Source organism: Pseudoalteromonas sp. CO325X (genome assembly GCF_004208955.1).
In the GTDB taxonomy this organism is placed as follows: Bacteria; Pseudomonadota; Gammaproteobacteria; order Enterobacterales; family Alteromonadaceae; genus Pseudoalteromonas; species Pseudoalteromonas ruthenica.
Window position 1 is genome coordinate 25,054 of sequence record NZ_SGPG01000006.1, and the last position, 12,897, is coordinate 37,950.

Annotated in this window: 10 protein-coding genes; 6 read left to right on the forward strand and 4 right to left on the reverse strand. The window is 48.2% G+C overall.

Features of this window, described 5'->3' with window-relative positions; translation table 11 throughout:
- Nucleotides 1–40: 40 nt before the first annotated feature.
- Nucleotides 41–2,074 carry a glycoside hydrolase family 97 protein gene (locus EXT46_RS02470; protein WP_130145037.1) on the reverse strand — a complete coding sequence of 678 codons (2,034 nt, stop codon included), beginning with the start codon at nt 2,072–2,074 and terminating at the stop codon, nt 41–43.
- 185 nt (nt 2,075–2,259) lie between these two features.
- A complete protein-coding gene (gene speE, locus EXT46_RS02475; RefSeq protein WP_022943916.1) occupies nt 2,260–3,120 on the reverse strand; it encodes a polyamine aminopropyltransferase in 861 nt (286 codons plus the stop codon).
- A gap of 160 nt (nt 3,121–3,280) precedes the next feature.
- Here speE and speA point away from each other — a divergent pair, with 160 nt between their 5' ends.
- The 4 genes from speA (at nt 3,281) to EXT46_RS02495 (ending at nt 8,264) form a co-directional block, all read left to right on the forward strand.
- Nucleotides 3,281–5,161, forward strand: coding sequence for a biosynthetic arginine decarboxylase (gene speA, locus EXT46_RS02480; protein ID WP_130145039.1), 1,881 nt, complete (start codon nt 3,281–3,283; stop codon nt 5,159–5,161).
- A 96-nt stretch (nt 5,162–5,257) separates the two neighbouring features.
- Nucleotides 5,258–6,151: an acyltransferase gene (locus tag EXT46_RS02485; RefSeq protein ID WP_130145041.1), complete on the forward strand. Its 894-nt coding sequence runs from the start codon at nt 5,258–5,260 to the stop codon at nt 6,149–6,151.
- A 2-nt stretch (nt 6,152–6,153) separates the two neighbouring features.
- On the forward strand, nt 6,154–7,074 hold the full coding sequence (locus tag EXT46_RS02490) for an acetyltransferase (RefSeq protein WP_130145043.1): 921 nt from the start codon (nt 6,154–6,156) through the stop codon (nt 7,072–7,074).
- Nucleotides 7,071–8,264, forward strand: a complete 1,194-nt coding sequence (locus EXT46_RS02495) for a mechanosensitive ion channel domain-containing protein (protein ID WP_022943920.1) — start codon at nt 7,071–7,073, stop codon at nt 8,262–8,264. The genes EXT46_RS02490 and EXT46_RS02495 overlap by 4 nt, the downstream gene beginning before the upstream one ends.
- A gap of 7 nt (nt 8,265–8,271) precedes the next feature.
- Here the strand turns inward: EXT46_RS02495 and chrA are convergent, their stop codons facing one another.
- Nucleotides 8,272–9,411: a chromate efflux transporter gene (gene chrA / locus EXT46_RS02500; protein WP_130145045.1), complete on the reverse strand. Its 1,140-nt coding sequence runs from the start codon at nt 9,409–9,411 to the stop codon at nt 8,272–8,274.
- Between the two features lie 75 nt (nt 9,412–9,486).
- Here chrA and EXT46_RS02505 point away from each other — a divergent pair, with 75 nt between their 5' ends.
- Both EXT46_RS02505 and EXT46_RS02510 read left to right on the forward strand, forming a co-directional pair.
- A complete protein-coding gene (locus EXT46_RS02505) occupies nt 9,487–10,269 on the forward strand; it encodes a transporter substrate-binding domain-containing protein (protein ID WP_130145047.1) in 783 nt (260 codons plus the stop codon).
- An 83-nt stretch (nt 10,270–10,352) separates the two neighbouring features.
- Nucleotides 10,353–10,985 (forward strand): OmpA family protein, encoded by a 633-nt coding sequence (locus tag EXT46_RS02510; protein WP_045980297.1) that lies wholly within the window; start codon nt 10,353–10,355, stop codon nt 10,983–10,985.
- On the opposite strand, the gene EXT46_RS02515 is transcribed toward EXT46_RS02510, so the two are convergent.
- Nucleotides 10,975–12,762, reverse strand: a complete 1,788-nt coding sequence (locus tag EXT46_RS02515) for an ABC transporter transmembrane domain-containing protein (protein ID WP_130145049.1) — start codon at nt 12,760–12,762, stop codon at nt 10,975–10,977. The two genes, EXT46_RS02510 and EXT46_RS02515, sit on opposite strands and share 11 nt — an antisense overlap.
- Nucleotides 12,763–12,897: the final 135 nt, after the last annotated feature.

Sequence of the window (12,897 nt, forward strand, 5' to 3'; positions counted from 1 at the left end):
CAGGTAATACAGGCCGACCGGGCGTCGGCCTGTGAGTGGGTTAGTCTAGTGCTTTAAAGCGAATGGCGGTGCCGCCGCTTGGTGCCAAGCGCAGGGTTAAGCTATCTTGGCTGCTCACGTTTTCGGTGTGAATGTCCATGCTGTAGGGGTTGTTAACCCATTCAGCATCTTCAGCATCGGCATATATCTGCGCTTCAAAACGCTTCCCTGGCTCAAGGAAGTCAAGTTTAATGGTGATGTCTCGAGCTTGCTCATCGGTGATAGCACCGAGGTACCAATCCTTGCCAGAGTAGTTATCGCGTTGACGCTCTTTACGAGCAAAAACCACATATTCACCCATTTCGCCAGCAATGGCTTGGCTTTTTTCCCAATCGGTCGGTACATCTTGAATAAATTGAAACGCTGCGGGTTTGGCGAGATAGTTGCGTGGCAAGTCGGCGGCCATTTGAATCGGGCTGTATAACACCACGTACAGTGCTAACTGCTTTGCCAGCGTTGTTTGCGGGCGATTAGTGTCAGCTCCTAAACCGTTGAAGCCCATATCGAAAATGCCCGGTGTAAAATCCATAGGTCCGGCGAGCATACGCGTATAAGCCAGCATCGGCGTGTGCGCGGGCGGGTTGGGCGGCGTTCCCCAGGCATTAAACTCTTGACCTCGGGCTCCTTCGCGAGTGATCCAATTTGGGTAGGTACGGCGCAAGCCAGTTGCTTTAATGGGCTCATGGGTATTGATACTGAGCTGATACTCGGCGGCAAGTTTAATATTATGGAGATATTCATTGACCATAAACTGGCCGTCATGCCACTCATAGCGAGCAATGCCTTGTTCATCAAGGCGCTTGATGTTGCCACCATCGGCAACATAACCGGTTTTGATCTGGCTAACACCATGGCGTTGATAGAGGGCGAAGGCGGCGTCCATTTGCTGGCGATAGTTACTGACATTGCCGGAGGTTTCATGGTGACCAATCAATTTTACGCCACGCTTTTCACCGTATTTGGCAATGGCCTCAATGTCAAAATCATCGTAGCTCTCGGTGAAGCTAAATAAGTCACCGTTATAGAACCAATCACCATCCCAGCCTTGGTTCCAGCCCTCAACCAACACTCCGTCAAAGCCATATTTACTGGCGAAGTCCATATATTTGCGGGTGTTTTCGGTGGTGGCTCCGTGCTTGTCGCCACTGCCCCAGGTGTTTTCATTGATGTGCATGCCCCACCAAATACCGACATATTTACCGGGTTTAACCCAAGACACATCACCGAGTTTATTGGGCTCATTGAGGTTTAAAATCAGGTGTGAGTTGAGTAGCCCAGTGGCTTTATCAGCAATTTGGATGGTCCGCCAAGGAGTGGTGAAACCATTTTTTGTTTTCACTGCGATGCCATCGGACCAAGGAGTTAAATCAGCCTTAAACGTGCCTGGTCGGCGTTGGTTTAAGGTCATGCCTGCGTAGTCGACCAGTGCTGCCTCGTGAATACTGAGGTGAATACCGTTTTGCATTTTTACGGTGAAGGGGGTGTGTACATGAGCAGCTTCAGCGGTGTTAGTGCGGTTGTAAACGTATTCATAGCGATTCCAGCCTCGGGCTGGGATCCACAGCGCCTCATTGTCTTGACCAGCAAGGGCAAATTCGGTGAGTTCATCGGTAATACGGTAATCGGGGCGTTCTTTACCGGTAAGCTCATAGCGAAACCCAAGACCGTCATTAAACACTTTTACGCGCACGGTATAAGACTGCTCAGCAGCCTCTGGGTCGCTAAAAGTAACCGCCAACTCATTATGGTTATCGCGAATTAAACGTTGTTCACCCCAAGGTTGTTGCCAGGTGGTATCGGCACTGTGGCGTTCGCTGCGGCTAATAGTTAAGTCATCGCTTAGCGGAGCGGCATGGGCAAAATAAAAACCCAGTTTAGATGGGTTAATCACCGCTTTGCCATCGTAACTCACATGATAATGTGGCGCCCCTTCGTCGCTTAATGTAAGCGTGATTTTGCCATCGGGAGAGCTAACATCGACTGTTTTTGCCAACGCCAAAGGTGAGGCCAGTAGTAAGGGAAGTAATAATCGCATCAACCTATCCTGCTTGTTATACCCGAGGCCAAAGCGATGGCTGTTACGTGTGCTGGCAAACGCAGGCCTACAGGTACTTGAATTGGAAGCATTAAGAGTAAGGGGGTTAGCGATGAAATACACGACTCTGCATACGTATTCACATATTACATAGCGAGAGTCAGGGCGAATAGTCGCCCATCTGATTAGCCTTGCTGATTAAAGGCCTTGGTCATAAAAGGTGGCTCCGCGAGCGCACCCTGGTGTACGCCCGGCGTGTAATATAAGGTGTTGAGGGCGTCAGGGTCACAGGCTCTAAAGCCGTCAAAACCCAGGCCTTTGCGTGCTAAGGTGACTGACCACAGCCCCGATGGGTAAATCGGCTGTGGAAAAGGCAAGGTTTGCAACGCGCCGAAACCAACCTGCTTGATGGCCGCTCGCATTTCCAGCAGCAATGGCATATGCATAAGCGGGCTTTCACTTTGTTGAACCAGCACACCGCCTGGACGTAATGCTGCAAGGCAACTTTGATAAAAAGCATGATTAAACAAGCCTTCGCCGGGGCCTACAGGGTCAGTGCCATCGACAATAATGACATCAATCGACTCGGCTTGCGCATCGCGCATGTATTTGATGCCATCATCAAAGAGCAAGGTGGCACGGGGGTCATCATTGGCACTGCACAACTCAGGGAAATATTTCAGCGACATCTCAGTGACAACTTGGTCAATGTCGATTTGCGTGACAGTTTCGACGCTGTCATGTTTAAGTACTTCGCGCAGGGTTCCGCAGTCGCCACCGCCGATAATCACCACGTTTTTGGGGTTCGGGTGGCTAAATAGCGCTGGGTGGGCGATCATTTCATGATAAAAGAAGTTTTCTCGGCTACTGACCATAGTGCAGCCGTCAATCACCATCAGGTTACCAAAATCGGTGGTTTCATACATTGCTACGTGTTGAAACGGAGACTGTTGCTGTTCAAGCAACTTATTAATACGCAATGAGAAAGCGCTACCGTCACGGTCGCTTACCTCGGTAAACCAGTGGTTTTTATCTAAACTTGTCATGTGCTCAATAATCGCCAGTAAAGTGGAGGGACAATTTTGCCAGTGAGCGTCATAATGCTCAATGAAATTTTAGCCCAATCCGTACGATTTTCTATTCGCTAGGAACACTTTAAGGTATTACACTAGCGGCAAATTCACAGGTCAATATTGAGAGTGCTTTATGCAATGGGGTTACCAGGCTGCTCAGGCCGTATATAACGTAAGTCACTGGAGCGACGGTTACTTTGATATTAATCCGCAGGGCGAGCTCGTAGCGTATCCTGATGGCGATCATAGTCGCCCCGGTTTGCCTTTAAATAAGCTGGTGGAAAGCTTTAAAGAGCAAGGTCTGACGTTACCGGTATTAGTGCGCTTCACCGATATTCTGCAGCACCGAGCCTCACGGCTTATTGGTGCCTTTGCTAAGGCGAATGAGGCGAAGCAGTATCAAGGCGGCTATACCTGTGTTTACCCAATTAAAGTGAATCAACAGCGCTCGGTGGTGCATAAGCTGCTGGCCCATGATAGTAACCAAGTCGGTTTAGAGGCGGGCTCCAAGCCGGAGTTAATGGCGATATTGGGGTTAGCACAAAAAAATATCACCATAGTGTGTAATGGCTATAAAGATAGTGAGTTTTTGCGTCTCGCATTAATTGGTCAAGCCATGGGCCACAAGGTTAATATTGTTATCGAAAAGCTCTCTGAATTGGATGCCTTACTCAAAGAAATGGCGGCCATGAACCTAGAAGCAGCAATAGGTATACGTATTCGCCTCAACTCTGTGGGTAAGGGCAAGTGGCAAAATACCGGCGGCGAAAAAGGCAAGTTTGGCCTGACCGCCTCGCAGGTACTGCAAGCGGTCGAACTGCTGCGTCAACAAAGCAAGTTACATTTGCTGGAACTCGTGCATTTTCATATTGGCTCACAGGTTGCCAATATTCGCGACATTCAACGCGCGCTCAAAGAGTGTGCACGCCACTATGCGCAGTTATCGCAAATGGGCGTGCCGCTAAAAACCGTTGATGTCGGTGGTGGTCTAGGTGTGGACTACGAAGGTTCGGGGTCGCGCAGCAGCTGCTCTATGAACTACACCGTGGAAGAATACGCGCGCAATGTGGTGGCCGCATTTAGTGAGGTAAGCGACAGCCATGATTTAGCACATCCACATATCATTACCGAGTCAGGACGAGCACTGACGGCTCACCATGCCGTGCTGATTACCGATGTGGTGGATGTGGAGCGCATCCCAAATAACGATGTAGCCATCGACCAGTACCAAAATTTGCCTTCTGTAGTGATAGAAATGCGGCACACTTGTGAAGCGGTGAGCAGTCGTATGGCGTTGGAGAGCTATCACGATGCCATGCACTTATTTAGTGAGGCTCATAGCCAGTATGTTCATGGCATGTTGGGCATTATGCAGTGGTCGTTGGTAGAGCAGCTTTATTTCCGCACCTTACATAAGGTACGTGATTGTTTGCGGGATTCGGTGCGTGCCCATCGCGAGGTATTGGACGACCTTAACGAAAAGCTCGCTGATAAGCTATTTGTGAATTTCTCGCTGTTCCAATCACTGCCCGATGTCTGGGGTATTGGCCAATTATTCCCGGTACTACCTATAGAAAACTTAGATAAGCCATTGGAGCAGCGTGTGATTATCCAAGACATCACTTGTGATTCCGATGGTCAAATTCGTGATTATGTTGACGGGGCGGGGATTGAAACGAGCCTGCCGATACCGCGTTATGAATTCGGCCAACAGTATCATGTCGCTATGTTTATGGTGGGTGCGTATCAAGAGATTCTTGGCGATCTCCATAACCTTTTCGGTGATACCGACTCGGTGCATGTGCACAGTGATAATGGCGAGTTTAAATTAAGTCATAAACTCAAGGGCGACAGTGTTCAGGACGTATTAAAATTTGTGCATTACGATAGCGATGACTTAGCAGCAGTCTATCACCAGCGTATCAACGCGCTTGATATCGATAGTGACATCAAAAAGGCGTATATTGAACAGCTACAACAAGGTTTGAGCGGATACACCTATTTCGAAGATTAACTTTGTTGTTAGTAACACCAACAGATCGGTTTTCTGTTGTCGATAAAAAGCGCTATTATTAGCGCTTGTTTTTTATACCTATATAGGAAAGTCGTTTTGCGCGCTGTAGTAGCTGTAGTTAGGCAAGTTTTAAGTGTTAGTTTGTACACGATTAACACCCTGTTTTGGTTTTTCCCCATCGTGCTTTGCGGGTTACTGAAATTATTGCCCATCAAGCCTTGGCAAAAGTTAATGAGTGCGGCGGCAAAAGCCATGGCAGGGTTATGGGTGGGTGGTAACTCATTGAATCAAAAATTGCTCACTCCCTATAAGATGACAGTGAGTGGCCTTGATAAGCTACGCAAAAAAGATTGGTATCTCGTGATTGCCAACCATCAAAGTTGGGTCGATATTTTGGTGATGCAGCGCATCTTTCGAGGCCGCATACCATTTTTGAACTTCTTTTTGAAAAAAGAGCTACTGTACGTGCCTTTTTTAGGCCTAGCCTGGTGGGCGTTAGATTTTCCCTTTATGAAACGCACCAGTAAATCGCAGCTTAAGAAGAACCCTAAACTGCGTGGCAAAGACATCGAAACCACACGCAAAGCCTGCGAAAAGTTTAAAGAAATGCCGGTGTCTATTGTCAACTTCGTAGAGGGGACGCGCTATACCGACGACAAGCATCAGCGCCAACGCAGTCCGTTTAAGCATTTACTGAAGCCTAAAGCGGGTGGTGTCGCGTTTGTGCTGCAAGCGATGGGAGAGCAGATCAGTAAGATAGTGAATGTGACCATTCATTACCCCGGTGGCATCCCCACATTTTTGGACTTGGCTGCAGGCAAAGTGAAAGAGGTTGCTGTGCATGTTGAGGTACTCCCGCTTGATAAAAAGTTGGTGGGTGACTACAGCAATGACAATGAATTTCGGGTATCTTTTCAGCAGCATCTTAATGATATGTGGCATGACAAAGACCGTGTATTTGACGATTTAGCAAAGCATAACAGGAGTTAACTATGCTCAAGCGATTTCTACCCAATTGGTTAGCAGGGATTTTAGCTGGCTGTGTGTTGCTAGTGAATACACTGGTGTGGGGAGTAATCGTATTCCTCTTAGGCTTAGTGAAGTTAGTGTTGCCACTGCATGTAGTAACCGTATTATTACATAGCGCCTACAATGGCTGGCGTGGTGGCAATCGTTTAGGGTTAAAGATCGGCTGTGAGAACTTTGATGTGTCGTTCAACGGTGAAGTGCAAAAAGGCGCTTGGTATTTACTGATATCTAATCACCTTAGCTGGCTTGATATCGTTGTACTTAGTGCGGTGAATGAGCTACCCGCACCGAAGTTCTTCCTCAAAGATGAGTTAAAATATGTGCCACTGATTGGTAGCGGTGCATGGGCTATGGGTATGCCCTTTATGAAGCGTGCTAGCAAAGAGCAAATAGCCAAGAATCCAAAGCTCAAAGGTATGGACGTAGAGCGAACCAAACGCAGTTGCCATAACTTTAAACAGTATCCATCGTGTATCGTTAATTTTGTTGAGGGTTCACGTTTCACTGCCAGTAAACATCAACGCCAAGAGAGTCCATTTCGCCATTTGCTCAAGCCCAAGGCTGGCGGTATTGCCTTTGCACTGCAAGTGCTAGGGGAGCAATTTGACGGTCTGTTAGATGCAACGTTGCATTACCAATCACAGGGCAGCCATATCTGTCGCGACTTTTTAACTGGCCGACTTACTCATATTGAACTCTCAGTAGAGGTGCGAGAAATTGCACCACAACTTGTGGGGGACTATCAGCAAGATAAAGCCTTTCGCGTTGAGTTTCAAAAACACCTCAATGTTATGTGGCATCAGAAAGATGCGTTGATTGCTAACAATTATGCACCTGTCACTGAGGTGTGTCCTGACGTTGCGAATTCAACAGGTGAACTATGAATGAGAGCCAGTTACAAACCCTGATCGAGCCTTGGTTTGAGGGCATGGAACAAGCCAGTTTATTCAGTGCGATTACCGCCACAGGTTTGGGGATGCTGGCGATTCTATTGCTGTATTTTTTCCTGCGCAGCTTGATGTTGCCAGGTGTACAGTCGCTGGCCGCCAAGTTATCACCAGAGCGCATTACCATGCTGGCGCCGTTGCTACAAAAGCTGAATCGTCGCGTCGCCGGTATTATTTGCTGTGTGGTGTTTTTAGCCTTTTTCCAGAACGTTTTTCCAAGCACCGAGCTGGTGGGTGGCGTTGTACGGACTTTAGCGCAGATAGCGCTTATTGTTTATGGCGGCTTTATCGTCAGTAGTGTCGTCAGTGTTGGTGGTGCTATCTATAATCAGTTTGAGTTTGCCCGAGAAGTCCCGATTCAAGGTCTTATCCAACTGGTAAAGCTGGTGACTTTTATAATCTGTGCCATCTTAATCTTCTCATTACTGCTGGAGAAGTCTCCCACCTACATTATCTCTGGCTTTGGTGCTATCGCAGCGGTCACTATGTTGGTGTTTAAAGACACGATTTTGGGCTTCGTTGCCAGTATTCAAATTGCCGCTAATCGCTTGGTTACCTACGGAGATTGGATTCAGGTTGATAACTACGGCGCTGACGGTGAAGTTATCGATCTTGGCCTGAACACCGTTAAAGTGCGCAATTGGGATAACACTATCACCACAATTCCAACTTATATGCTGGTGGCCGGCTCATTTAAGAATTGGCGCGGTATGCAAGAGTCTGGTGGTCGCCGGATAAAGCGCTCGTTGAATATCGATATGAACAGTATTCGCCTCGCCGACGAGGCATTGCAGCAACGTATCAGCGACAGCATTAATATTGATGATTATGTCAAAGCCAGTAACTTGCCGGAGCAGGTCACTAACCTCGGGTTATTTCGCCGCTATGCCGAAGGCTACTTGAAGCAGCATGAGCGCATCAACAATGAGCTGACCTTAATGGTGCGCGAGATGCAGCCACTAAACCACGGCCTGCCTATTGAATTTTACTGCTTCAGTGCCGATAAACGCTGGATCTCTTATGAGCACTTGCAGGCTGAAATTATGGATCATCTGCTCGCGATGCTGCCTGTGTTCGAATTACGCCCATATCAGAGTATTACTGGGCAAATGAGTAGCCCTAACTAATCGGTGATTAGGGCAACTTTGCCAGCAATAGCCCCAGCGCTGCAAAACTGGCGATTACCATAAGTATTGGCGGTTTATACTGGCGCAACACCCACAGCCCGATAATGGCAACAAGACCATACCACCATTGGCTTACGCCTGAGGGGATGATCGGGTTGTATAAAGCGGCAGCAATAAAGCCCACCACTGCAGCATTAATGGCTTTACTCACGCCAGCAACGAGTGGGTTGCTCAATAACGACTGCCAGTGGCGATGAAAGCCGATAACCAACAAAAAACCTGGCGTAAAAATGGCTAAGGTGGCTAAGGTAGCGCCTAGCAAAGGCGCATGCGGTGTCATGATAGCACCAAGGTACGTAGCAAAGGTAAACATCGGCCCAGGAATAGCCTGAGCGGCTGCATAGCCGGATAAAAATGCATCGCTGTCAACATCCGTTAGAATAGTGTCCAACAGCGGTAACACCACATGGCCGCCGCCAAATACCAAAGATCCCGCTTGATAAAACTGCCCAGCCAGTTGCCAATAGCCAGAAGCCGCGCTAAAGGTAAGTAAAAACAGCACTGAAAAGAGCAGTAAAGCCGGCCAGTTAAGTCGTGTAGGCGACTCGGACTCGGCGCACTCCATCGGTTTTAATAACCAAGCACCGGTTACGCCAGCTACGGCTAAAATGGCCAGTTGAGTGTAAAGGGAAGGAACAAAAATAAGTGCCAAGGCACTGAGCAATGCTAACGCTTTTGTTTGCCAGTTAGGGCAAAAGCTTTTAGTCATCGTTATCAGTGCGTCAGTAACAATGACGACTGCGAAAAGTTTTAGGCCAATGATTAACCCAGACAGCCCCCAGCCTAATTGCTGCGCGCCAACAGCCAATAACACCATAATCAACATAGAGGGCAAGGTGAAGCCAACAAAAGCAACGATGCCACCAAGCACGCCCGCATGGTGTAAGCCAATTGCGAAGCCTACCTGCGAACTGCCGGGACCTGGTAATAGCTGGCTGAGCGAGATCAAGTTCCCGTACTGCTGCTGTGATAACCATTGCTTGTTTTCAACGAAGTGGCGTTGAAAGTAACCTAAATGTGCTGCTGGGCCACCAAAGCTAGTGCAGCCGAGGAGGAAAAACTGATAAAATAACGATAAAAGTTTCATCGCTAAACTATACTTCGATTAGTTGTCATTAATATGACAGTACAGGCACAGCGGTGTTAGTTGCAAGGGGCACAGGTGGTAGTAAGAACACGCGTCTTTTTTTTGCTGATAGTTACGTTGGTATATTCGCTTTGTGCCAGTGCTCGCACGGTTGTTAGTGTGGCCGTCGATCATGCGCCGCCGTATAGCAATACCGAATCGAGCGCACCTAAAGGGCTGATTATTGATATCCTGCGTCCGATAGCACAAGAGCTAAACTTCGATATCAACGTAATTGCATGCCCGTTTTCTCGCTGTGTTTACTTACTCACCCATAATGAAGTAGATATAATGGGCGGGCTAATACGTACCCCTGCTCGTGAACAACAACTGCAGTTTGTTACGCCAGCTTACATGGCATTACACTCATCATTTAGCTTTTATTCGCTAAAGACACCCAGCTTTAACATCGAGCGCTACAACGACTTGTATGGGAAACGTATTGCGGTGATGCGCGGAGCGGCGCACTTTGCGCGCTTTGACAATGATGAAAAGCTGATAAAAGTACCAGTGACGTCAGAGCAAATCGCTTTAGATATGTTACTTAAAGACCGCGTAGACCTGTTTATTGGCGTTGAAGCGACGGCAGAACATGCCATGGGCGTACTGCAACGTCCGGCACATCAACTTATGAAGCACCCATATAGGTACCAAGACGCCATTTATGGTCATATGGCGTTTGCATCGCGTTTTGCTGGCAGCACACTGGCTGAGAAAATTAATCAGCAGTACCAGAAAATGCTTAACAGTGGCGAGTTAAGTGCGTTGGTCAAACCTTATGCGCTACCTCCAGTGATGCCTCAAAACGGAATTAATTAGCACGGTTTTAACCTCTAGTTCATTAATCTTTGCTAGTATCACCTGCATACTCAACTATTTAGGAATTCACAATGGTTAAACGTATGACTCGTTTTTCTACAGTGGCTACAGCAGTAGCGGTAACAGTGGTTTTGTCAGGTTGCCAAGCAACCAATACGCAAAAAGGTGCAGGTATTGGTGCCGGCATTGGCGCCGTACTAGGTAAAGCGACGGGCGATCATGACGACAAGCGTATTTTTATCGGTGCCGCCATTGGCGCCTTAGCGGGTGCTGCGGTAGGTGACTACATGGATAAGCAGGAGCAGGCTTTTCGAGATGAATTAGCGGGCTCGGGCGTGGAAGTGGTTCGCGAGGGCGATAACATCCGTTTAGTGATGCCTTCAAATATTACCTTTGCCACCGATCAATCTTATATCTCTAGTGGTTTCCACCGTACTTTAGACGCAATTGCCAGTGTTATGAACAAGTACGAGAAAACCTACCTGAGCGTTCAAGGTCATACCGACAGCACCGGCGCCAGTGATTATAACCAACGTTTATCTGAGCAGCGTGCTCAGAGCGTTAAAAATTACTTGGTGAACAAGCAAATTTTAGCGGCGCGTGTGAGCACTCAAGGCTTTGGCGAAAGTCGCCCTGTTGCGGATAATTCCACGGCTAACGGTCGCGCTTTGAACCGTCGTGTAGAAATCCAAATCGTGCCTAACGTTAAGAACTAGATAACTGCGAAGGCTGATTAAATTGCAACTCGCATAGGCGCTGATACAGCGCCGATTGTTGCAATAATGTCGGGTGGTCACCAACGGCCACCACTTTACCTTGGTCCATGACCACGATGCGATCCGCATGCATCACCGTACTTAAACGATGGGCAATAATTAGCGTTGTGCGGGATTGCATGAGTCGGGTCAGCGCGGCTTGCACATGAAACTCACTTTCGGCGTCTAAAGCGCTGGTCGCTTCGTCTAAAAGTAAAATATTAGGGTCTTTTAAAATCGCACGAGCAATGGCAATGCGCTGTTTTTGCCCTCCCGATAGGCGCACACCTCGCTCCCCTAAAAAGCTACTGTAGCCATCAGGTAAGTCGTTTATAAATTCATGTGCATAGGCTTGCTTCGCGGCAGCGATAACTTGGGCTTGTGTGGCGTCTTCGCGCGCATATGCGATATTGTGATAAACATCGGCGCTAAACAGCACTGGATGCTGGGCCACCATGGCCATTTCGTCACGAAGCGCGTGTAAAGACAAAGTGTTAAGTTCTTTGTTGTGCAACTTAATTTGGCCACTGCTCACGTCATAGAAACGCTGTAACAACTCAAACAAGGTGCTTTTCCCCGCCCCCGAAGGGCCGACAATTGCAATGGTCTCGCCAGCGTTAATGGTTAGGTTAAATCCATCAAGGGCGGGTTTATCTGGTCGCGAGGGGTAGCAAAAACTCACCTCATTAAAAGCTAAGATGGCCGTTTCGCTTTGCTTGATGTCAAAGCGGGCCGGATTAGTTGGGTCGATTATATCGCTGCGTACTTGCAGTAGTTCTACTAGGCGCTTAGCGGCCCCTGCTGCGCGTTGCAGTTCGCCATATATTTCCGCCACTGTGCCTACCGACATCGCCACCACCACAGCATAAAAAACAAAGGCTGCCAGCTCACCGCCTGTCATAGCGCCATTGAGAACATCCACGCCGCCGCTGTAGAGCATAAAACTGATCCCCGAGAAGGTGATAAAAATCACGAGGGCTATCAGGATGGCGCGCTGAAGTATTCGTCGTTTGGCGACTGAGAAAGCTTTATCTACTTCACCATTGAAAGCGTTTTGCTCCATCGCTTGGCGGTTAAAACTGTGAACAGTTTTGATGTTTTGCATGACCTCGCCAGCATAGGTGCTGATATCAGCGATAGCGTCTTGGGAGCTACTTGCTAACGTGCGTACGCGGCGGCCGAATAACTTCATAGGTAAGAGCACCAGCGGTACACACAGCAGTACGATCAACGTCAGCTTCACATTAGTGATAAACAACATAATGATGCCGCCGACGAGCATCAACGCACTGCGCAGTGCCATGGATAAAGACGAGCCGACGATGCTTTGCAGTAAGGTGGTATCGGTGGTTAGGCGCGACATAATTTCGCCGCTGCGATTCTCTTCAAAGTAACTTGGGTGCAGGGAGACAATACGCGCGAACACCGCCTTGCGAATATCGTTACTAACGCGCTCACCTAGCCACGACATCATATAAAAGCGGCAGAAAATTCCCACCGCCATGATCGCGATTAGGGCAATAAGCACCATCACAGATTGTCGTAGCTGAGTAATTGAACCAGCAATAAAGCCGTCATCAATCACTTGCTTGAGCCCCTGTCCCAACGAGAGGTTAATACCTGCGGTCAGTAGTAGCGCTGCGAGGGCGGCGATAACCACCCACTTATAAGGCCACACAAATTTAAAAATAGGGCGGAGGTAGCGCAAAGCGCTTTTTTCGTTACCGGCTGTGTTCATATGCGTACTTTGCTGCGGATTAAGTGCTCAGTGTATCAAACCTGTGCACTGGCGCCATGGTTGCTATGATACCAACGTTGCGTTGTTGGTGGTTTTTCTATACAACTAGAGTACAAGGACTAACCAACAGGAAGC